The sequence below is a fragment of the Burkholderia sp. NLJ2 genome (assembly GCF_049487195.1).
GTDB classification, from domain to species: domain Bacteria; phylum Pseudomonadota; class Gammaproteobacteria; order Burkholderiales; family Burkholderiaceae; genus Burkholderia; species Burkholderia pyrrocinia.
In genome coordinates this window covers 2924703-2945644 of record NZ_CP137810.1, presented here as the reverse complement: position 1 = coordinate 2945644, position 20942 = coordinate 2924703, and the positions used below count along the sequence as shown (strand labels likewise).

Below are 20942 nucleotides of genomic sequence, written 5' to 3'. Positions count from 1 at the left end.
GGACTGCCCCGATGCCCGCTCACGCTTCGCCTTTCCCCGCGCCGTCGCCCGCCTCGCGCTCCGGCGCCGCGCGCGTCGGCACGTCGCGCCGCTTCGCGCCGTTCGCGCTGGCCGCGCTCGCGTGCCTCGTGTGCGCGATGTCCGTCGTCGCGCTGTGCGTCGGCGCGTATCGCATTCCGCTCGCGGAGGCATGGGCCGCGCTGACCGGCGATGCGGCCGCGCAGCAGACACGCGCGGTGCTGCTCGACATCCGCGCGCCGCGTGTCGCGCTCGCGCTGCTGGTCGGCGGCGGCTTCGGCGCGACCGGCGCCGCGATGCAGGCGCTGTTCCGCAATCCGCTCGCCGATCCGGGGCTCGTCGGCGTGTCGAGCGGCGCCGCACTCGGCGCGACGACGATGATCGTGCTCGGCCCCGCCCTCTTTGCCGCACACGTGAGCGCGGCCGCGTTGCCCGTCGCGGCCTTCGCGGGCGCGCTCGCGGTCGCGGCGCTCGTCTATCGGCTCGCCGCATCGCGCGGCCGGCTCGCGCTACCGCTGCTGCTGCTCGCCGGCATCGCGATCAACGCGCTAGTCGGCGCAGCGATCGGGCTGCTCACGTTCGTCGCCGACGACGCGCAACTGCGCTCGCTGACCTTCTGGAGCCTCGGCAGCCTCGGCGGCGCGCAATGGTCCGCGCTGGCGGCCGTTGCGCCGTGCGTCGCGATCGGCTGCGTGCTGCTCGTGCGCGAACGCGATGCGCTGAACGCGCTGCAGCTCGGCGAAACCGAAGCGCTGCATCTCGGCGTGCCGGTGCAGCGGCTGAAGCGGCGCGTGCTCGTCGCGGTTGCGCTCGCGGTCGGCGCGCTCGTGTCGTGCGCGGGCATCATCGGCTTCATCGGGCTCGTCGCGCCGCATTGCATACGGCTCGCGTGCGGCCCCGACCAGCGCGTCGTGCTGCCCGGCGCCGCGCTGCTCGGCGCGTTGCTGACGCTCGCCGCCGACCTCGCCGCGCGCACGATCGCCGCGCCCGCCGAAATCCCGCTCGGCGTGCTGACCGCGCTGCTCGGCGCGCCGTTCTTCCTCGCGTTGCTGTGGAAAAGCCGCGGCGCGCTCGGCTAGGACCTGTTCCCGCGAATAACGGGCTTGCGAACGTGCCTGTTCGCCCGTAGGGCAAGGAGGGAGGAGGCGCAATAGCCGCAGCTATTGCAACGACGAACGGCGCCGCAATGCGGGCGAACAGGCACGTTCCCCTGTTTGGAAAAAATCATTCGCGGGGCTGGCCCCCAGAAGGGCCGATCGCTGCGTCATATTCCTTGCGAATACGTCGAGTATTCGCTTCGTCGCAATCCTTGCGCTCGGCCCTTCTGGGGGCCAGCGCAAGCCCGTTATTCGCGGGAACAGGCCCTAACCCTTCCGTCACGACGACCATGCTGACCGCCCACCATCTCGACGTCGCCCGCCGACACAACGCCATCCTTCGCGACCTGTCGCTGTCGATCGAACCCGGCCGCGTAACCGCGCTGCTCGGCCGCAATGGCGCGGGCAAAAGCACGCTGCTGAAGACCTTCGCCGGCGAACTGACCGGCAGCGTCGCGCCGAACGGCGTGCGCGTGACGGGCAACATCACGCTGAACGGCGAACCGCTCGCGCGCATCGACGCGCCAAGGCTCGCGTGCCTGCGCGCGGTGTTGCCGCAGGCCGCACAACCGGCCTTCCCGTTCAGTGTCGACGAAATCGTGCTGCTCGGCCGCTATCCGCATGCGCGGCGCAGCGGCGCGACGTCGCACCGCGATCGCGACATCGCGTGGCGTGCGCTCGAACGCGCGGGTGCCGACACGCTCGTCGGCCGCGATGTCACGACGCTGTCGGGCGGCGAACTCGCACGCGTGCAGTTCGCGCGTGTGCTCGCGCAGCTGTGGCCGGACGAGGACGACGGTATCGCAAGCGGCCCGCGCTACCTGCTGCTCGACGAGCCGACCGCCGCGCTCGATCTCGCGCATCAGCACCGCTTGCTCGACACCGTGCGTGCAGTCGCACGCGAATGGCGACTCGGCGTGCTCGCGATCGTCCACGACCCGAACCTCGCCGCGCGGCACTCGGATACGATCGCGATGCTCGCCGACGGCACGATCGTCGCGCACGGCACGCCGCGCGACGTGATGACGCCCGCGCATATCGCACGATGCTACGGATTCGCGGTGAAGATGGTGGAAACCGGCAACGGTACGCCGCCGGTGATGGTGCCCGCGTAGCGCCGACGCATCCTGCATGGTCGTCGCGTCGCTCGATGTCCTGCCCTGCCGTCAACAGCGACTTTCACCCGACATCATGCGTGCATCGCCTTCGAGGAGACCCACATGAGGAAACCCACATGCCACTTCCGATGACCCGCATCATCCTGTACGTTCGCAACGTCGCGTTGCTGAAGGCGTTCTACCAACGATATTTCGACCTGCCCGTCATCGAGGAAATCGACGGTGAATGGGTCGTGCTCGACGCGGGCGCTGTCGAACTGGCGCTGCATCGGGCGGGCCCTGCGTTTCGCCAGGCAGCCTCATCCGCGCATGCGAATGCCGACGCAAGCACCGTGAAGCTCGTCTTCTCGATCGATGCCGATATCGACGCGCACCGCGACCGGCTCGCCCGCGACGGCGTGACGGTACGCGATCTCAAGCGCTACGACGGCTTCGCGTACCGGATGGTCGACGGCCTCGATCCGGAGGGCAACGTCTTTCAGGTCATGCAGCCGGACTGAATGCCGGTGCGCGTGCCACGCTCAATGCTCGACATCCGCCGCGCCGAAGGTCCGCATCTTCCACCCGAGCCGTACCGCAAGCATCCGCATCGAGAACCCGGCCGCGAGCGCGACCACCGTCGCGAGGCCCGCATCGATGCCGAGATGCGGGATCCCGACATACAGCGTGCCCGTGACGAACGCGACGCTCGCGTACAGCTCCTCGCGCAGGATCAGCGGCATCTCGTTGCACAGCAGGTCGCGCAGCATTCCGCCGCAGACGCCCGTGATCGCGCCGGCCAGCACGACGATGATCGGCGCCGTGCCGGTCGATGCGCCGATGTCGCAGCCAATGATCGTGAACGCCGCGAGGCCGATCGCGTCGACGGTGACGAACAGCGTCTTCATCCGCGCGACATGCCGGGTGGCCCACGACGCGACCGTCGCCGCGACGAGCGTGATCACGAGGTATTCGGGATGCGCGATCCAGCCGAGCGGGTAATGGCCGAGCAGCACGTCGCGCACGGTGCCGCCGCCGAGCGCCGTCACCGCGCCGACGAGCGCGAGCCCGAAGCGGTCCATGCCGCGCCGCATGCCCATCAGCGCCCCCGACATCGCTTCCGCGACGATTGCAATCAGATAGAGCGTATGCATCGCGCGCGTCAGTCGTCGGTCCGGAACAGGTCGAGCACGCGTTCGCGCTCGGCCGCATCGACCGCGGCGGGCATCGGCTCGTCGGCCTTGCCGTGGTCGGCCGGCGCGGCCGACGCGTCCTGTACAGCCGCGCCGCCGCATGCAAAGCGGCTGCGGATGTACGGCGGCACGTCGGCCGTGCACGAACCGCGCGTGTATTCGGCGTAGACGAAGTCGCCATCGACCAGCGCGACGTCCTGCGGCGGCGAAGCATCGACCGGCGTGCGCCCGTCGACGGCAGTCTTCATGTAGTCGAGCCAGACCGGCAGCGCCAGCGTCGCACCGGTCGCGCGCCCCATCGGGCGCGGCGTGTCGTAACCGAGCCACGCGACCGCGACGATGCCCGACGAGTAGCCGGCGAACCAGACGTCCTTCGATCCGTTCGACGTGCCCGTCTTGCCGGCCGCGTCGTCGCGACGCAGCGCGAGCGCGCCGCGCGCGGTGCCGGAGCGCACGACGTCGCGCAGCATGCTGTCCATCACGAACGCGTTGCGCGCCGACACGACGCGCTCGCCTGCCGGCGCGGTCGCCTCGTACATCGCGCCGCCGTGACGCTGCTTCACCGACAGGATCAGGCGCGGTTCCATCCGCGTCCCGCCGTTCGCGAACACGCTGTACGCGCTCGCGAGTTCGAGCGGCGTCACCGCGCCCGCGCCGAGCGCGAGCGGCAGCGATGCCGGATTGCGCTGCGCGTCGAAGCCGAAGTGCACCGCGTGCTGCTGCACGTAACGCGCATCGGTGGCCTGCATCAGGCTGACCGCGACCAGGTTCTTCGAGCGCACGAGCCCGCGCCGCACCGGGATGAAGCCCTCGTAGCGGTTGCCGAAATTGCGCGGACGCCACGGTCGCGCGCCGGTTTCCTCATGCGTGAGCGTGCGCTGCGTATCGTCGACGAGCACGCCGGGGAAGTAACCCTTCTCCAGCGCCGCCGAATACACGAACGGCTTGAAGCTCGAGCCCGGCTGGCGATACGCCTGCAGCGCATGATCGAACACGTTGCGATTGAAATCCGCGCCGCCGACGAGCGCGAGCATGTCGCCCGTCGCCGCATCGAGCGACACGAGCGCGCCTTCGAGTCCGCTGCGCGCATCGCGCTTCGCGCGTGGCTGCCGGCTCAGCGTGCGGTCGAGCGCGGCTTCGGCCGCGCGCTGGTCGCGCATCGAGACCGTCGTCGTCACGTCGAGGCCGAGCGTATAGGCGTCGTCGTGAAAGCGCTCGACCATCATGCGGCGCGCGCGCTCGGCAACGTACGGCGCGGCGACGATCCCGGGCGGCGGCGTGGTCGCCAACGCGATCGGCGCGTCGACGGCAGCGCGGTACGTCGCGTCGTCGAGCTGGCCGAGCGCATGCATCCGGCCGAGCACATAGTTGCGCCGCGCGGTCGCGCGCGCCGGATTGACGACCGGGTTGAACGCGGACGGCGCCTTCGGCAGCCCCGCGAGCACGGCTGCCTCGCCCGCGCTCAGCGCGTCGAGCGGCTTGCCGAAATACACGTTCGCGGCGGCCGCGAAACCGTACGCGCGCTCGCCCAGGTAGATCTCGTTCATGTACAGCTCGAGCAGCTTGTCCTTGCTGTATTCGCGTTCGAGCTTGGTCGCCATCAGGATCTCGGCGAGCTTGCGGCTCAGCACCTTGTCGCGCGTCAGGTAGAAGTTGCGCGCGACCTGCATCGTGATCGTGCTGCCGCCCTGCCCGGGCTGCCCCGTCACGACGTTCGCGAACGTCGCGCGCGCGAGGCCGCCGACATCGATCGCGCCGTGCTGATAGAACTTCGCGTCCTCGGCCGCGAGCAGCGCTTGCCGCATCAGCGGAGGAATGCGTTCGAGCGGCACGAACTCGCGCCGCTCGACGCCGTATTCGGCGAGCAAGTCGCCGTCGCGCGAGAAGATCCGCAGCGGCAGCGCGGGACGATAAACGGCCAGGTGCTCGACGGACGGCAACTGCGTCCAGATGCGCTGGATCGTCCATGCGCCGATGCCCGCGCACGCGAGCGTCAGGCCGAGCAGCGCGCCCGCGAGCGTGCGCCACACGCGTCGGTGGCGCGGCGGCGCGGGTTGCGGCGGAGGGGATGCGGTGTGGTCGGTCATGTCGGGCTCCTTCTTCGATGCCGCGACGGCCGGTGCGCGATAAGCGCCGACCGGTCACGGAAGGCGCGCATTGTCGAAGGGATGGCGCGAAACCGGAACATTCTTTAGCCAAAGTTTGGCCGGCTAAATTTTATTTAGGAAAGCGCGCCGGGGCCGTTCGCGCGTCTCGCGTCGGGCGCGTACCTGATCGACGTCGCGCGCGGTGATACAGGTCGCGCCAGCCGAGCGGCGGCATGCCGCAGGCGATCACGTGACGGGTGCCCGACCGGATCTTGCGGCCGCGGCAGCGGGGATGAAGGGAGGTGGGGGAGTCGTTCATGGCACGTCGCCGCTGACGGGAAGCAACGAGCGACGCACGGGGGAACCCGAGCGGGAATGCGCGGCGCGACCGGGGCCCGGCGGCCGTTGCTGCACCGCTTCCACGCGTGAACCCCATCCGGCCCGATATCGCGCCGGATTGCGCCTATCATGAAATCTCGGGTCATCGGCCGCACATGATCCGGCGTCTTGGCAGCCGCGCGCGATCGCGGGTTCGGCAGACAGATCGGCAAACGAGGGAGTCGTCATGGCAGACCCACATGATCCACAGCGCCGTCACCTGATGCAGGCCGCCGCCGCTGGCGGCCTGCTGGCCGTCGGCGCAAGCTGGTATCGGCGCGCATGCGCGGCCGACGCGGTCACGCTGCCGTTCGAGAACGGGCTGCGCGAGCTGACCCATGACTTTCCGCAAAAGGGCGAAATGCTGCTGGTGCGCGTCCGCCCCCCACTGCTCGAAACGCCTTTCTCCGTGTTCGATGACGGCGTGTTCACGCCGAACGACCGGTTCTTCGTGCGATGGCACCTCGCCGACATCCCGGCGCGGATCGACGCCGGCGCGTTCCGGCTCGCCGTGCACGGGCTCGTCGACCGCCCGCTCGAACTGAGCCTGCGCGACCTCATGAGCGGCTTTCCGCGCGTCGAAGTCGCCGCCGTCAATCAGTGCGCCGGCAATTCGCGCGGCTTCTTCAAGCCGCGCGTCGCCGGCGGCGAATGGGGCAACGGCGCAATGGGCAACGCGCGCTGGACCGGCGTGCGGCTCAAGGACATCCTCGATCGGGCGGGCGTGAAGGCGGGCGCGGTGCAGGTCCGCTTCGACGGCCTGGACAAGGGCGTGCTGCCCGCCACGCCGGCCTTCATCAAGGCGCTCGACGTCGACCGCGCGCGGGACGGCGAAGTGATCGTCGCGTTCGGGATGAACGGGCAACCGCTGCCGCTGCTCAACGGCTTCCCGCTGCGCCTCGTCGTGCCGGGCTGGTATTCGACGTACTGGGTGAAGATGCTGCACGACATCGAGGTCATCGACCGGCGCGACGACAATTTCTGGATGGCGAAGGCCTATCAGATTCCCGACACGCCGCACGCGAGCATTCAGCCCGGGCAGGCCGGCGTCAAGACCGTGCCGATCAGCCGGATGGTGCCGCGATCGTTCATCACCAACCTCGACGACGGCGCCGTGATCGCGCTGGACCGGCCGCAGACGGTCCGGGGCATCGCGTTCGGCGGCGACACAGGCGTGCGCAAGGTGCTGTTCTCCCATGATGGCGGCGCGTCCTGGGCGACGGCGCGCCTCGGGAAGGACTACGGCAAGTACAGCCTGCGCCGCTGGGAAGCGCAGTTCACGCCGCACCGCGCCGGACAGGCCGTGTTGCAGGTCAAGGCGATCAACGACGGCGGCGTCGAGCAGCCGGACACGCCAAACTGGAACCCGGCCGGCTACATGCGCAACGTGGTCGAAACGACGCATGTATTCGTCGCGTGAGGAGCCGATCATGATGAAGACGAGTGCCGCGATCCTGCTCGCAGCGGTGACCTGCGCGGGAAGCGCCGCGATGGCGCAAACGGGCAAGACGGCGCGCGCCGCGCCGACCGGAACGGTCGAAGTCGCGTTGCCCGGCGACACGCAGAAGTTTCCGCCCGGCCCGGGCGCCGATCTCGCGAACCTGCATTGCCTGATCTGCCATTCGGTCGACATGGTGACCCGGCAACCGCCGCTGTCGTTCCAGGAGTGGAAGGCGGAGGTCGTCAAGATGCGCACGGTCTATGGCGCGCCGTTGCCGCCCGAAGCGATCGACGACCTCGCGCGATATCTGACCGCGATCAACGGGAAGCCGTGACGTATCGCAACGGGCGTCGCACGCGCGCGCCGCCCACGCGCATGTCCGCGATGTCGGGATCGCGGTTCAGCCCGGCTCACGGTCCACCCATGTCCGCTTGCCTGCGGCCGCCTCCGCGCCTCGCCGCCGTCACGGCAGGCGAGCGCGCGGCCGGCATCGATCTGCAGCGCCACGCATTCGCAACGTTCGGAATCCGCACCATGAAAAAAAGCCCGCCGGCATGTACCGGCGGGCTTTCGTATTCGACTGCCGACGCGCCGCTTAGCGCGCGGGGTTCAGCGTCAGGTTCATGTGACGGTTCACATCCTTGTACAGCAGGTAGCGGAAGCGGCCAGGGCCACCCGAATAGCACGCCTGCGGGCAGAACGCACGCAGCCACATGAAGTCGCCCGCTTCCACCTCGACCCAGTCCTGGTTCAGGCGATAGACGGCCTTGCCTTCGAGCACGTACAGGCCGTGCTCCATCACGTGCGTTTCGGCGAACGGAATCACGCCGCCCGGTTCGAACGTCACGATGTTCACGTGCATGTCGTGGCGCATGTCGCTCATGTCGACGAAGCGCGTCGTCACCCACGCGCCGTTGGTGCCCGGCATCGGGATCGGCTCGACGTCCTGCTCGTTGGTCACGAAGGCTTCGGGGAGCGGGATGCCGTCGACGGCCTGGTAATGCTTGCGAACCCAGTGGAAACGCACCGCGGCATCGCTGACGTTGTGCAGCGTCCAGTCCGCGCCCGGCGGAATGAACGCATAGCCGCCCGGCTTCAGCACGTGCTTCGAGCCCTGCAGCGTCAGCTCGGCTTCGCCTTCGACGACGAACAGGACGGCTTCGGCGTTCTTGTCCTGCTCCGGCTTGTCGCTGCCGCCGCCCGGGTTCACTTCGACGATGTACTGCGAGAAGGTTTCGGCGAAACCCGACAGCGGGCGGGCGATCACCCACAGACGCGTGTTCGTCCAGAACGGCAGCCAGCTCGTGACGATGTCGCGCATCACACCCTTCGGGATCACCGCGTACGCCTCGGTGAACATCGCCCGATCGGTCAGCAGATCGGTCTGCGGCGGGTGGCCGCCATGCGGCGCGTAATACGTTGTCTTAGACATAGTGCATCCAGGCAATGGGTTGGTCCGGCCCCGGGCGCTGACGGCATCGGCCGGCACACCTGCGCGTGGGTCGCGCAGGCGGCGGCGGGACATCGTTGCCGGGGTGGCTTGAAAGCGCATGCGCCTTCGTTCGGTCGGCCAGGCTTCGCGACGGATCCGTCCGGTTGATCGGACGCGGCGCCCCATGCTGGTGGGTGCGGCGGCCGGGCCGCGGCGCTCGCGATCATGCGACGAGGCGAGACGCAGCGGACGGCACGGTTCGATTCCGTACGCGGGCATCGTCGACGATAGCGAAGTCGATCTCAATCGACCAATTAAATGTTGTGATGCCATCCATTCGATTTCCCACTACCCGCCGGCACCCGCGATGCGCGGTGAAACGGCTTGGCGCGGCGGCCTGCGTATCAGGGAAATCCTGACGGCCGGCGTATTGCGGACGAAGCACCGGGACGATCGATGCGGCGCCTCCGATCGCAGCCATACCGGCGGCGCGATGCAGGTCGCGATCATCTGGTTACGCGGATGGCAGACGGTCGATTTGCGCTCGGGTGCGGGCGGCTCCGCTCCCGATGCAAACCTTCACCATGCCGGAACGGATTGACGCGACGAACGCGAACGGAAAGTGGATGGCGTTTGCCAATTCTGCGCAGTCGCATTCAGGCGCGACAGGCTGTGTAGTCGGGAAGCGGGGAAATACGACGAGGGGGGAAATGGCCGGCCCGTCGATCGGGCGCATGGCAGCGGCTGATGAAGCCGGAAAGGGTCGCCGGTCTGGCCGGCGATGGCGGCCCGGCAGGCCGCCGGGCCGATTCTCGCGTCGGGTGCCGACGCCGTCGGCACGACGGGGCGCAGGTCGCGCACCGTGCCGCGCCAGCGGCGATCAGTCCCAGTCGCGGTGGTGATGATGCTTGTGGCGACGATAGCCGCGATCGCCGCGATAACCGCGATCGCCGTAATCGCGTTCGTACGAGCTGCGCGACATGTTGCCGCCGAGCGCCGCACCCGCGCCACCGCCGACCGCCGCGCCCAGCAGGCCGCCCGTTCGGCCACCCATCGCGTTGCCTGCCGCGGTACCTGCGCCGCCGCCGAGTGCGCCGCCGATGATCGCGCCGGTGCGCTCGCGACGGTTCGACGTCACCGCGCCACCCGCGCCGCCGCCGATGGCGCCGCCGATTACCGAGCCGGTGCTGCCACCGACCGCGCCGCCGACCGCTGCGCCGGCTACCCCGCCGAGCGCGCCGCCAAGCGCGTTATTCAAGTCACCTGCCAATGCCGGCAGTGCAGTCGTGCCGGTCAGCGCGGCGACGACGAGAGCGGGGGCGATTTTCTTCCACATTCCCGTATTCTTCCTTGTTCGCAATCTGGTTATCGAAGGTCCGCTCGGTACGACGATCTGAATCGATCGACGTCGGTTCAGGCATTGTGCCGAACCCCGGACCAATTCATTTCAACGAGCTTGCGGCGAAGAATAGCACCGGTCCCACACCCTTGCCGTGGACATTCTGGTAACAAGTTGTTTGCGAATAACGGACGTCCAACGCGCTCACCGAAATCGCCTGAAACCCGCGCCGGCATTGGCTCCGGGCACGGTCCGGCCCTGCGGAACGGCAGGCTCGCCACGCGCGGCGTCGCACGTTTGAGACACACGTGGCAACACATCGGGCACGTGTCGTGAGCGCGCGCCGAAACGACGGTCGGGGGCGGGATGAAGGGTCAGTACACGCCGGGCAACAGCCGCCAGGTCCGCGCGCAATACGCGTCGTAATCGGCGCCGAATTGCGAACGCAGCAGCGCTTCCTCCGAACGGATGCGCGCGACCAGCGGCACCATCATCAGCGCGACCAGCAGCACGCCGACGCCCGAGCGGAACGCGAGCGCCCAGCCGATCGAATTGACGAGCAGGCCGAGATAGCTCGGATTGCGGATGCGGCGGTAGATGCCGTCGGTCACGAGCGTATGGCCCGGCTGGATCGCGACGAGCCCGCTGAAGCGCTTGCCGAGCACGAACACGGGCCAGATGCGCAGCGCGCCGCCCGCAATGTACAGCGCGACGCCGAGCCATCGCACCGCATCGCCGCCGAAGGTCCAGACATCGAGCCGGTCGGTCAGCGCGGGCAGATACGCGAGCAGGAAGCCGCTCACTGCGAATGCCGCGAGCACCCAGCGGTTGTCGCGGTTCTCGCGCTCGCCGGTGCTGAGGTTGCCTTCGGTGAACATCGCGACGACGGTCATCGCGAGTGTCGCGACGACGATGACGGTCAGCGGCGGATGCGAGAAAAAGGCGGCGAACCCGCCGAAACCGAGCACGGCGAGCCCGAGATAGACGAGCGTGGATACGCCCGACACCACAGCGACCTTGCGTGTGACCGACATGGCTACCTCACCGGAGTTGCGCTTTCCTGTGAAGTATAGGAACCGCGCGCACGATGCGAGGCGCGCCGTCGTCATGCGGCGCGAATTCGCGCGAATCGTCCGGCGCAGGGCAGCGAACCGGTGCGGGCAGCGCCCGCGCCGGGTGCCCGATCAGCGGATGCGGAAGTTGCCGCCGATCCCGACGCTGACGGGCGGCGCGTAATACGCCGGCGCGTAGCCGTAATAGGCCGGCGCGGGAGCGTAGTAGCCGTACGGCGGCGCGACGTAGCAGCCGGACAGGCCGCCGATCAGGGCAAGCGTGATGAGAAGTCTGGACATGGCTCGATTCCCGGCGCGAAAGACGAATGACACCTAGCGGAGACCACACCGCCGCGGGAGGCGGTGGCCGGCGCGAAGAGGCGATCCGCTCTTCCTGTCGCTCGATGAAGTCATGCGCGGAGTCTAGCGCCGGGCTTGCCGGGCCGAGTTTCGCCGGCGGTTACAGGTGTTACTTCGCGTGACCGCCGAAACAGGCCGCTGCAGCGCGACGGCCGGCATGTGCGCCGTCGCCGCGCCGCATGCGAACGCGCCGTTACACGAAACGCGCGCGAATCCGCTGGGCGATCGATTCGAGCGTCGCCGCATCGGCGATGTCGCGTGCATGCATCCGCAACTCGGCGCCTTCCCAGCGCGGGATCACGTGGAAGTGCACGTGCGGGACCGTCTGGCCCGCCGCCGCGCCGTTGAACTGGCCGATGAACACGCCGTCCGGCTCGAGCGCCGCGCGCACGGCCGCCGCGACACGCTGCGTCATGCGGATGCCGGCCGCGGCCGCGTCGCCGGACAGCTCGAAAATCTGCGCGGCCGGCTCCTTCGGGATCACGAGCACGTGACCGTCGGCCTGCGGCATCAGATCCATGATCGCGAGGGTTGCGTCGTCTTCCGCGACCTTCACGCACGGCAGTTCGCCGCGCAGGATTCTGGCGAACGGGTTGTTGTTGTCATAGGACATGGCGATTTCCGATAACGGTTGGAATGGGTGAGCGTTCGATGCCGGACGATTATCGACCTTCGGCGGGCAGGATTTCAACGTGTCAGGTCGTGTCTGCATTGCAGCGAACAATGGCTGCCGGTGCGCGTGCAACGAGTGCAACCGGATGGAATAAACCGCCGTCGCCATCCGTTTATTTCGAGCGTGGGCTCGCGCGGCAAGATCGCGAACCGGCGCCGGACACCCGTCGGCTGCGCTGGCCGGCAGCCGGGATGACTGCTCGCTTTCGTCAACCGGAGTCATGCCATGGACCCTCTCCCTTCCTGTCGTTCACCCGCTTCGACCGTCTTCGCCGCGCACCCGCCGGTGTTCGCACGCGCGTCGCACGCGATCGCGCGCACGTTACGCCGTGCGGCATGCGCCGCCGGGCTGGCCGCCTTGTCGTCGACGTTCGCGTGGGCCGGCGGCAACGACATCATCCTCCCGGTTTCATCGGTCACTGCATCGACCGTGCCCGCCAACGGCGATCTCAATCCGTACGGCATCGCGTTCGTGCCGCACGGCGTGCCGACCTGGAGCACGTTGAAACCGGGTGACGTCGTCGTGTCGAACTTCAACGCGGCGTCGAATCTGCAAGGCACCGGCACGACGATCGTGAAGCTGTCGCCCGGCAATACGCCGACAACGTTCTTCCAGGGCAGCAATCTGGGCCTGACGACCGCGCTCATAGTGCTGCGCAGCGGCTTCGTGCTGGTCGGCAACGTGCCGACGCCGGACGGCAAGACCGTCGTCGCGCCGGGCTCGCTGCTCGTCATCAATCCGGCGGGCCATCTCGTCACGCAACTGGTCAGCGCCACGCTGCTCGACGGGCCGTGGGACATGACCGTGATCGATCGCGGCCAGCGCGTGACCGCGTTCGTGTCGAACGTACTGAACGGCACGGTCGCACGGATCGAACTGGCGATCGGCAACGACGGCGTCACGATGCTGTCGGGCTCGCGCATCATCGCGTCGGGCTACGTGAACCGGACCGATCCCAATGCGCTTGTCGTCGGCCCGACCGGCCTCGCGTACGACCCGAACATCGACGTCCTGTATGTCGCGTCCACGGGCGACAACGCGGTGTTCGCGATCCAGAACGCCGCGTCGACGAAACACGACGGTGGCGTCGGACGGATGATCTACTTCGACGCCAAGCACCTGCACGGCCCGCTCGCGCTGGCGCTCGCGCCGAACGGCCATCTCGTGACCGCGAACGGCGATGCGGTCAACCCCGACCCGCTGCAACCGAGCGAGATCGTCGAATTCACGGTGGACGGACGCTTCGTCGCGCAGATGCAGGTCGATACCGCGCCGGGCTCGGCATTCGGCCTTGCGTTCGGGCATGGCAGCAAAGGCCAGTCGCAATTCGCGGCCGTCGACGACAACACGAATACCGCGACGGTCTGGACACTGCGTTCGGACAACAACAACGCGCAATGACGCACCATGTGAACGGGCCGCATGCGACCCGTTCACATGCGCGATCGACACATACGCTTCACACACGCCGGGCAACCTCCGCCCGACCGACGCCCCCTGGCGTCACAAGCACCCGCGATTGCCACCGCTTGCCCGAACCTGCGACACTGCCGGTTCATGGCCCGCCCGCAGACAACCGAGGACGCCCGCGCATGACGACACCCATCAAGCCGTTGATCCGTCGGGGCGCCGCCCTGGTGCTGCTGGCCGCGCTCGGCTATGCGGGATACATGCTGTCGCGGCTCGCGCCGATCGCGACCGGCTATGCGGCGAAGGCACTGTGTTCCGGCGTGTACGTGTCGGGCCGCCCGGCCGCGTCCGTGATCGACGTCGACATCATGGCCGGCGTGCATCCGCTGCTGAAACTGGTGCGCCCGTCGCTCGATCCCGACCATCATCGTGCGGTGGCAACCTTCGCCGGCTTCGCCGAGCGCGAAGCCGACTTCCGGCCCGGACTCGGCTGCACGCTCGCGCTCGGGCCGTCGCCCGGCGCGCCGTCGGCCGCATTACCGGCCGCGTTGCCGGCCCTCCCCGATCCGCCGCCCGTGCAGCCGGCACCCGTCGCGCCACCCGCCGGCATCGACGCACACAAGCTGCAGACCGCGCTCGACCGCGCATTCGACGAACCCGATCCGGCGCGGCCGCGACGCACGCGCGCGGTCGTCGTGATGTGGCGCGGCCAGGTGATCGCCGAACGCTATGCGCCCGGCTTCACGGCCGACACGCCGCTGCCCGGCTGGTCGATGACGAAGACCGTGACGGCCGCGCTGGTCGGCATGCTCGTCGCACAGCACACGCTGTCGCCCGATGCATCGGCGCTGCTGCCCGAATGGCGCGGCAGCGGCGACCCGCGCGCGGCCATCACGCTCGACGAGCTGCTGCGGATGACGAGCGGCCTGCAATTCAACGAGGACTATGACGACCCGCTGTCCGATGTCGCCGTGATGCTGTTCACGCAGCCGGATACCGCGCGGTTCGCGTCGGCGAAACCGCTCGCCGCGACACCCGGCAAGCAGTGGTACTACTCGAGCGGCACGAGCGCGATCGTCGCGCGCGTGATGCGCGCAGCGATGGGCGGCAGCGAGGACGACTACCTCGCGTTTCCGCGCCGCGCGCTGTTCGCGCCGCTCGACATGCGCAGCGCGGTGTTCGAGCCCGATGCGTCCGGCACGCTCGGCAGCCCGTCGTACATGTATGCGAGCGCGCGCGACTGGGCGCGCTTCGGGCAGCTTCTGCTGCAGGACGGCGAATGGAACGGGCAGCGGTTGCTGCCGGAAGGCTGGGTGCGCTATCTGACGCGCGCGACGCCACAGTCGTCGCGCCAGGAGTTCGGCGCGCATCTGTGGGTCAAGGTGCCGGAGCCGTTCAACGATCGCGATCCGCATGCGAGCGCGATGCCGGCCGACGCGTTTCATGCGGTCGGCCATGAAGGCCAGTTCGTGAGCGTGGTGCCGAGCCGTCAGCTGGTGGTCGTGCGGCTCGGGTTGTCGCGGCCGGAATCCGCGTGGAATCACGAGGCATTTCTCGCGCGCGTGCTCGACGCGATGCCGGCACCCGGCGCGTGACGACGGGCCCGCGGCGCCCGTGCTTGCGGGTGGCGACGCGGCGGCGATTGCAACGCCGCCGCGCCGCGCGCTACCTGCGATGCGTTACGGATTCGCGCTGCCGGCGTAGGTCTTGAACCCTTCGCGCGTCGCAAGACGCTCGATATAGCGCGACACCGCCGGGAAATCCGGATGCTCGAACGGCGTGCCGAACCAGCGGTTCACCGACAGGCCGATCGGAATGTCCGCGAGCGTGAAGGTGCCGCCGGCCACGAACGCATCGGTCGATTCGAGCTGCGCGTTCAGCACGCGCATGTGCTTCGTCCAGTCCGCGATCGACCGCGCGATGCCGTCCGGATCCTGATGATCGGGCGATTTCCGCACGAGGCCGAGGAACGCGCCGACCCACGAACGGTTCAGGTCCGTGCCCTGCCAGTCGATCCATTGATCGACCCGTGCGCGCGCCTGCGGCTCGGCCGGATAAAGCGCGTCGCCGCCATAGCGGTTCGCGAGGTAGCGGATGATCGTGTTCGATTCCCAGAGCACGAAATCGTCATCCTTGATGACGGGCACGAGCGCATTCGGATTCAGCGCGCGGTAGGCCGGATCGTCGGTCGTGCGGAAGCCCGCGCCCCAGTCTTCCTGTTCGAACGGCAGGTTCAGCTCGGTGCACAGCCACAGCACCTTGCGGACGTTGATGGACGGAATCTTGCCGAGGATGTGCAGCATGCAGTCTCCTTGTGAGGTCGGATGCGGAGCGCCCGGGACGCACGACACGTCCCGAACGCGGTCACGTCGAATTTATACACGACGTTGCGGGAAACGGCAGGCCGGCCGCGCGAAATCGGCGTGCGGCCGATTCGTCAGGTCACGCAGCGCGTGCTCGGCGGTCGGGAACCGGAACATGAAGCCGTCCTGATGCAGCCGCGCCGGCATCACCCGCTGCCCGTCCAGCAGCAGCTCGGCCATCTCGCCCATCGCGCAGCGCAGCGGCGCGGCCGGCACGTGCAGCCATGCGGGGCGGCGCAGCACCTTCGTCACGGCCTGCACGAACTCGCGCTGGGTCAATGCACCGGGCGCCACCGCGTTGTAGACACCGTGCATGCCCGCGTTCGACATCGCGCGCGCGATGATCCGCAGGACGTCGTCCCGGTGGATCCAGCTCATGACTTGCGCGCCGTCGCCGAAGCGTCCGCCCATCCCGAAGTAATGCGGCAGCAGCATCGGTCGCAACGCGCCGCCGGGGCCGAACACGATGCCCAGCCGCAGCACCACCGTGCGCACCCCATGGCGCTCCAGCGGCTGCGCGGACCGCTCCCACTGCCGGCACAGCTCGGACATGAAACCGGTGCCGGCGCTGCTGCCCTCGTCGAGCCGTTCGTCGGCCGGACGCACGCCGTAGTAGCCGATCGCGGATGCCTGGATCCACGTGCGCGGCTTGACCTCGGCGGTCTCGACCCAGCGCATCAGCGACTCCGTGACGCCGACGCGGCTGGCGAGCAGCAGCGCCTGCCGGCGCTTGCTCCAGCGCGCGCCCAGCACCGGCGCGCCCGCAAGATTGATCACCGTGTCGAAGCGCTCGTGCGGTCGCAACTGTTCGATGGACGTCACGCTGCGCACGCGGCCCTGGAACAGGTAGGCCGCGCGCAGCGGATCGCGCGCCAGCAACGTGACCGTATGCCCAGCATCGAGCAGTTGGTTCACGAGGGTTTCGCCGATAAAACCGGTGCCGCCGGTGACGAGCACGTTGCCGGCCGGCTGCCCCGCGAACGGATTGGCGACCGGAGCGCGTCGCGCGATGCGGCACGCGGCAATCCCGTCGCGGATACCCGACACCGTCACGCCGACGGCGAACAGGCTGAGCAGCCAGCCGCGCCAGCCGACGTCGATCGCGTGCAGCGCGGTCGGTTCGTGCGCCCAGACGGCCAGTTGCATCGCGAGCAATCCGAACAGCGCGCCGCCGTTGACGGCCAGCAGCGTGTGCAGCACGCGCTCGGTCGCCGGCAGCTTGCGGCTTTGGTCCTCGACGACGAAATCCCACAACGTCAGCACCACTTCGACGAGCACCACCGCCGCGATCGCCGCGACCCAGGCGCCGTGAAACGCGACGTTCGCGATCGATGCGAACACGAGGCCGTAGAGCACGGAACGCACCGCATGAATCGCCAGTTCGAGCCGCGCGCGCGGGCTGTGCGGCAGGTCCTGCGTGAGTTCGTGGTGATAAAGCGTATCGAATGCGCCCATCGCGCCCTGCACGATCAGCAGGTTGAGCGCCCAGTCGAAGGCAGGCAAGGTGTTCATACGGTATCCCTCCTCAACAGCCAGACAAGCGGCGGAACCATCGCGACGAGTGCGGCCGCGTCGATCGCCACATGGCCCCACACATGGGCCTGCAATGAAAACAGCATGTCCTGCGGCGCCCAGACCAGCAGGCCGGCCAGCAGCCATCCCCATACTTCCCGCGTGCGCAACCGGTTGCCGAGGTGGACGAGCGCGAGCATCCAGACCGACGCGCACTGCACCGTCGCGCCGATCAGCGACATCCACCAAATCTGCTGGGCACGCGCCGGTTCCGGTGCCGCGCCGGCCCAGAAATGCAGCTCGATGCCGCGGTGATACGCATCGGCGAGCGGTGCGCCGGCGAGCCACGGAACGGCCACGCCGACGAGCAGATGCACGATCGCCGCGACATACATCCAGCGCACGACGATGCGGCGCGCGGTGTCGCGCGCAGGGCGATCCGCCGCCGTGCTTTCGGCTGCCGTGCCGATGCGGCACGCCTGCCCGTCGCAGTGCGCTTCGGCGTGATAGCCGAGCCATCGCGAAACGGCGTGCCGGTTGCGTGCGAAGCGACGATACAGCGGCGCGAGCGCGTCGCGCATCGCCGGCACGCGAAGCGGCCAGACGAGCCAGCGGCGCCCGACCAGCGTATAGGCGGCCAGGATGCTGTCCATGCCGGTCAGCATGCGTCCGTCGGGCAGACGCGCGTGCAGCTCGCGATTCAGCGCGGGCAGGTCGACGCCCAGCGGCACCGGATCGAAACCCGGCTCGGCGATATCGACGAACGCCAGCCGGTGTCGCGTATTCCATGCCCCGAGACGCCGCATTTGCGCGACGCATAACGGACACCGTCCGTCGAAGTACAGCACGAGTTCATGTGAATCCATGATTTGCACTCCTTCTTGTTATCGCAAGCATCATGAATCGATCGATTGACTGTTTTCAGGTGCGCCGCACCGCCGCTCCCGTGCGGCGGCGACGCGCCTACATCGGCTTGATCACCATCAGGAAGTAGACGGACAGCATCGCGAAGAACGCCGGATAACCGAGCAGCTCCCAGCGCTTCGCATAGCGCCAGTAGCGCTCCGGCAAGGCGGCGGCGCCGTTCACGTAAGCGAGCTTCGCCATCGCGGCGAGTTCGACCTGCAGCCACACGACCGGCAGCCAGCACGCACCGGCGATCGCGTACAGCACGATCGACGCGACGAGCCATGGCGTATGCCACGGCCAGCCGGCCGTATGCGCGAGCCACAACCCGGACGCCGGCTGGAAGATCACGGCCGGTGTGGTGAACCACCAGTCCGCGCGCACCACGAGCCGCGACACGGCCGCAATCGCGGGCACCGACCGCGTGCGGTTCGCGAAAAACAGATAAAACGCGGTGCCGAACCCGGTGCCGACCAGCAGCACCGAGGACAGGATATGCAGCGCCTTGACGACGAGATAGGTATTCATACGTGTTCTTCTTCTGAAAACAGGATCAACAGGATCGCGAGAATCGGCACGTTCTTGAGCACGGGGCCGAACGGTTCGGCCAGCAGGCCCGGCATCGTGACCGCGATGACGGCCGAGTACGCGACGATCAGCGCGGCTTGCGCAACCCACAGGCGGCGCGACGGCGCGGCGACGGTCGCGATGCCGAACGCGAAGTCCAGCGCGCTTGCCGCGTAGAGCGCCACCAGCGCAGGCAGCCCCGTCAGGTGCGCATGCGCGAGCAATGCGAGGCTCGCTTGCAGCGGATGGATGAACGCGCTTGCGATGGCCGTCCAGATCCACACGATCGCGAGCGCGCCCAGCAGCAACGGGCGCCGCCACATCGCGAGCGCGTCGCGACGCAGCGCGGCCGCGTCCGCGCCGATGAAACCGCCGATGCCGCGCGGCGGCCGGCCGAGCACGGCCGCGGCAGCCGCCGGATCGCCGGTGTTTCCGCCGCGCAGCATCGTCCACGTGTCGCGAGTGAGCATTGCGCCCGGCAGCGTGCCGAGCAGCGCGGCCGCCGCGCCGACCAGCGGGCCCGGCAGCGTGACGCCGGCGGCCGGCGGAAACCCGAGCGCGGCGCGGTAGCGGGCCAGCATCTCGCGGTATTCGACTTCGTCGTTGCCGACCACGTCGATCACCGCGCTGCCGGCCGCAGGCGAATCGAACGACTGAGCGACGAGCCGCGCGACGAGTTCGGCGAGGTCGTCGACGTGCACGGGACGTAGCCGTTGATGGCCGCCCGCCGGCAGTGCATGCACGGGCAGGCTCGCGAGCATCCGGAAAAACCGCGCCGACGTGCCGGCCGCGCCGTAGACGAGCGCGGGACGCACGATCCGGAAGTCGATCGGCAGCGTCTGCAGGAAACGGTCGGCTGCGTGCTTGCTCGCGAAGTACCGCGTATCGCCGCGCTCGACGCCGAGCGCCGAGATCTGGATCACGCGCCGCACACGCGCACGGCAGCACGCGGTAAAGAGCGCGCACGGCGCGGCGCGATGCACGGCGTCGAGCGTCGCGCCGCGTTGATCGGCGAGGATGCCGACCGCATTGATCACCACGTCGACGCCCCTCAGCCGCGCGAGCCACGCGTCGGGATCGACGTCCTGCGCGAAGTCGATCGCGACGTCGCGCGGGCCGGCCGCATCGCGCACGCCGCGCAGCACGCGATGGCCGCCGGCTTCGAGCTGCGCACACAGTGCCCGTCCGATGAAGCCGTTCGCGCCGCAGACGAGGACGGTCATGCGGCGTTCCCCGGTGCGGCCGCTCTGGCCGGTCGACGGCAAGACTGCGTTCATTTTCATCCTATTTTTACAGTTATTTCTGTACAGACAGAAATATCAATCCCGAAAAAAGCGGGCTGCGTGCCCGCACTTCCGTTACCGCTTACTTCGACGGCTTGCGCCTGACCGTCTGGCTGATCTTCGCGCCGATGCCGAGCGCCTTCATCAGCGTATCGGGCTTGAGCCGCAGCATCTCGTCCGACCAGGTCGTGAGCGTCTCGACGAACTGCAGCGTGTCGCGGATGCGCTGTTCGGTCTCGCGGCTCTCGTTGGCGATCTCCGGGCTCGTCAGGCAATCGCGCAGCACCGTGAGCGTCGGCTCGATCTCGCGCTGCCGCCGCCCTTCGACGATCAGCTTGAACAGTTCCCAGATGTCGGTCGACGTCTCGAAATGGTCACGGCGATCGCCCAGCACATGCACGACCTTCGCGAGCCGCCACGCCTGCAGCTCCTTCAGGCTCGTGCTGACGTTGGAGCGCGCGACGTTGAGCGTCTCGGCGATCTCGTCGGCCGCGACCGGCCGGCCGGCCAGGTAGAGCAGCGCGTGGATCTGCGAGACGGTTCGGTTGACGCCCCACCGCGAGCCCATTTCGCCCCAGTGGAGAATGAATCGTTCGGCAATCGGTGTGAGTTCCATGTCGGGAAATTTATTCATTTCAGTTATTTCTGTCAAGAGAGAAATAACCGGACGATCCGGCACCTTCCGGTCGCGCCCGCCCGCGATCCGCCGCTTCCTTTACAATGCGCGGGATTTT

At 68.5% G+C, this 20942-nt stretch carries 21 protein-coding genes and 1 pseudogene; 8 read left to right on the top strand and 14 right to left on the bottom strand.

What is annotated here, in order from left to right; all coding sequences use genetic code 11:
* Positions 1 to 11: 11 nt before the first annotated feature.
* From R9B84_RS35750 to R9B84_RS35740, 3 genes are all read left to right on the top strand, one after another.
* A complete protein-coding gene (locus tag R9B84_RS35750; protein WP_423762056.1) occupies positions 12 to 1097 on the top strand; it encodes a FecCD family ABC transporter permease in 1086 nt (361 codons plus the stop codon).
* Positions 1098 to 1405: 308 nt separating this feature from the next.
* The gene (locus tag R9B84_RS35745; RefSeq protein ID WP_423762055.1) at positions 1406 to 2230 is read left to right on the top strand and encodes a heme ABC transporter ATP-binding protein; all 825 of its coding nucleotides are present in this window, start codon (positions 1406 to 1408) and stop codon (positions 2228 to 2230) included.
* 119 nt (positions 2231 to 2349) lie between these two features.
* Positions 2350 to 2733 (top strand): VOC family protein, encoded by a 384-nt coding sequence (locus tag R9B84_RS35740; RefSeq protein WP_423762054.1) that lies wholly within the window; start codon positions 2350 to 2352, stop codon positions 2731 to 2733.
* A 21-nt stretch (positions 2734 to 2754) separates the two neighbouring features.
* On the opposite strand, the gene R9B84_RS35735 is transcribed toward R9B84_RS35740, so the two are convergent.
* The 3 genes and pseudogenes from R9B84_RS35735 to R9B84_RS35725 all read right to left on the bottom strand — a co-directional run.
* Entirely contained in the window at positions 2755 to 3366 is a 612-nt protein-coding gene (locus tag R9B84_RS35735; RefSeq protein ID WP_423762053.1) for a trimeric intracellular cation channel family protein, read from the bottom strand.
* An 8-nt stretch (positions 3367 to 3374) separates the two neighbouring features.
* Positions 3375 to 5492, bottom strand: coding sequence for a penicillin-binding protein 1A (locus tag R9B84_RS35730; RefSeq protein WP_423762052.1), 2118 nt, complete (start codon positions 5490 to 5492; stop codon positions 3375 to 3377).
* Between the two features lie 196 nt (positions 5493 to 5688).
* Positions 5689 to 5811 (bottom strand): annotated as a pseudogene (locus R9B84_RS35725) (Inward rectifier potassium channel); the annotation flags it as partial.
* Positions 5812 to 6057: 246 nt separating this feature from the next.
* Here R9B84_RS35725 and R9B84_RS35720 point away from each other — a divergent pair.
* Both R9B84_RS35720 and R9B84_RS35715 read left to right on the top strand, forming a co-directional pair.
* Positions 6058 to 7290 carry a molybdopterin-dependent oxidoreductase gene (locus R9B84_RS35720; protein ID WP_423762051.1) on the top strand — a complete coding sequence of 411 codons (1233 nt, stop codon included), beginning with the start codon at positions 6058 to 6060 and terminating at the stop codon, positions 7288 to 7290.
* Positions 7291 to 7300: 10 nt separating this feature from the next.
* Positions 7301 to 7645: a cytochrome c gene (locus tag R9B84_RS35715; RefSeq protein ID WP_423762050.1), complete on the top strand. Its 345-nt coding sequence runs from the start codon at positions 7301 to 7303 to the stop codon at positions 7643 to 7645.
* Positions 7646 to 7906: 261 nt separating this feature from the next.
* On the opposite strand, the gene R9B84_RS35710 is transcribed toward R9B84_RS35715, so the two are convergent.
* On the bottom strand, positions 7907 to 8743 hold the full coding sequence (locus R9B84_RS35710; protein ID WP_034181695.1) for a bifunctional allantoicase/(S)-ureidoglycine aminohydrolase: 837 nt from the start codon (positions 8741 to 8743) through the stop codon (positions 7907 to 7909).
* A 118-nt stretch (positions 8744 to 8861) separates the two neighbouring features.
* Here R9B84_RS35710 and R9B84_RS35705 point away from each other — a divergent pair, with 118 nt between their 5' ends.
* Positions 8862 to 9344 carry a hypothetical protein gene (locus R9B84_RS35705; protein WP_423762049.1) on the top strand — a complete coding sequence of 161 codons (483 nt, stop codon included), beginning with the start codon at positions 8862 to 8864 and terminating at the stop codon, positions 9342 to 9344.
* Between the two features lie 279 nt (positions 9345 to 9623).
* Here R9B84_RS35705 and R9B84_RS35700 read toward each other — a convergent pair whose 3' ends face one another.
* The 4 genes from R9B84_RS35700 to R9B84_RS35685 form a co-directional block, all read right to left on the bottom strand.
* The gene (locus R9B84_RS35700) at positions 9624 to 10079 is read right to left on the bottom strand and encodes a hypothetical protein (protein WP_034181694.1); all 456 of its coding nucleotides are present in this window, start codon (positions 10077 to 10079) and stop codon (positions 9624 to 9626) included.
* Between the two features lie 377 nt (positions 10080 to 10456).
* Positions 10457 to 11116 carry a methyltransferase family protein gene (locus tag R9B84_RS35695; protein WP_423762048.1) on the bottom strand — a complete coding sequence of 220 codons (660 nt, stop codon included), beginning with the start codon at positions 11114 to 11116 and terminating at the stop codon, positions 10457 to 10459.
* A gap of 150 nt (positions 11117 to 11266) precedes the next feature.
* A complete protein-coding gene (locus R9B84_RS35690) occupies positions 11267 to 11434 on the bottom strand; it encodes a hypothetical protein (protein WP_193099666.1) in 168 nt (55 codons plus the stop codon).
* A 253-nt stretch (positions 11435 to 11687) separates the two neighbouring features.
* Complete coding sequence (locus R9B84_RS35685; protein WP_034181692.1) at positions 11688 to 12107, bottom strand: HIT family protein; 420 nt, start codon at positions 12105 to 12107, stop codon at positions 11688 to 11690.
* Between the two features lie 285 nt (positions 12108 to 12392).
* Between R9B84_RS35685 and R9B84_RS35680 the strand changes: the two genes are divergently transcribed.
* Together R9B84_RS35680 and R9B84_RS35675 are read left to right on the top strand one after the other, a co-directional pair.
* The gene (locus R9B84_RS35680; protein WP_423762047.1) at positions 12393 to 13568 is read left to right on the top strand and encodes a hypothetical protein; all 1176 of its coding nucleotides are present in this window, start codon (positions 12393 to 12395) and stop codon (positions 13566 to 13568) included.
* A gap of 191 nt (positions 13569 to 13759) precedes the next feature.
* Positions 13760 to 15172, top strand: a complete 1413-nt coding sequence (locus R9B84_RS35675) for a serine hydrolase domain-containing protein (RefSeq protein ID WP_423762046.1) — start codon at positions 13760 to 13762, stop codon at positions 15170 to 15172.
* Positions 15173 to 15256: 84 nt separating this feature from the next.
* Here the strand turns inward: R9B84_RS35675 and R9B84_RS35670 are convergent, their stop codons facing one another.
* The 6 genes from R9B84_RS35670 to R9B84_RS35645 all read right to left on the bottom strand — a co-directional run bounded on the left by R9B84_RS35670 (position 15257) and on the right by R9B84_RS35645 (position 20824).
* Positions 15257 to 15880: a glutathione S-transferase family protein gene (locus tag R9B84_RS35670; protein ID WP_423762045.1), complete on the bottom strand. Its 624-nt coding sequence runs from the start codon at positions 15878 to 15880 to the stop codon at positions 15257 to 15259.
* Positions 15881 to 15952: 72 nt separating this feature from the next.
* On the bottom strand, positions 15953 to 17452 hold the full coding sequence (locus R9B84_RS35665; protein WP_423762044.1) for a TIGR01777 family oxidoreductase: 1500 nt from the start codon (positions 17450 to 17452) through the stop codon (positions 15953 to 15955).
* Positions 17449 to 18318 carry a thiol-disulfide oxidoreductase DCC family protein gene (locus R9B84_RS35660; protein WP_423762043.1) on the bottom strand — a complete coding sequence of 290 codons (870 nt, stop codon included), beginning with the start codon at positions 18316 to 18318 and terminating at the stop codon, positions 17449 to 17451. Before R9B84_RS35660 ends, R9B84_RS35665 begins: the two co-directional genes overlap by 4 nt.
* 97 nt (positions 18319 to 18415) lie before the next feature.
* A complete protein-coding gene (locus tag R9B84_RS35655) occupies positions 18416 to 18886 on the bottom strand; it encodes a DUF2269 family protein (protein ID WP_423762042.1) in 471 nt (156 codons plus the stop codon).
* Entirely contained in the window at positions 18883 to 20202 is a 1320-nt protein-coding gene (locus R9B84_RS35650; RefSeq protein WP_423762041.1) for an SDR family oxidoreductase, read from the bottom strand. Before R9B84_RS35650 ends, R9B84_RS35655 begins: the two co-directional genes overlap by 4 nt.
* An 88-nt stretch (positions 20203 to 20290) precedes the next feature.
* Positions 20291 to 20824, bottom strand: coding sequence for a GbsR/MarR family transcriptional regulator (locus R9B84_RS35645; RefSeq protein WP_011548968.1), 534 nt, complete (start codon positions 20822 to 20824; stop codon positions 20291 to 20293).
* Positions 20825 to 20942: the final 118 nt, after the last annotated feature.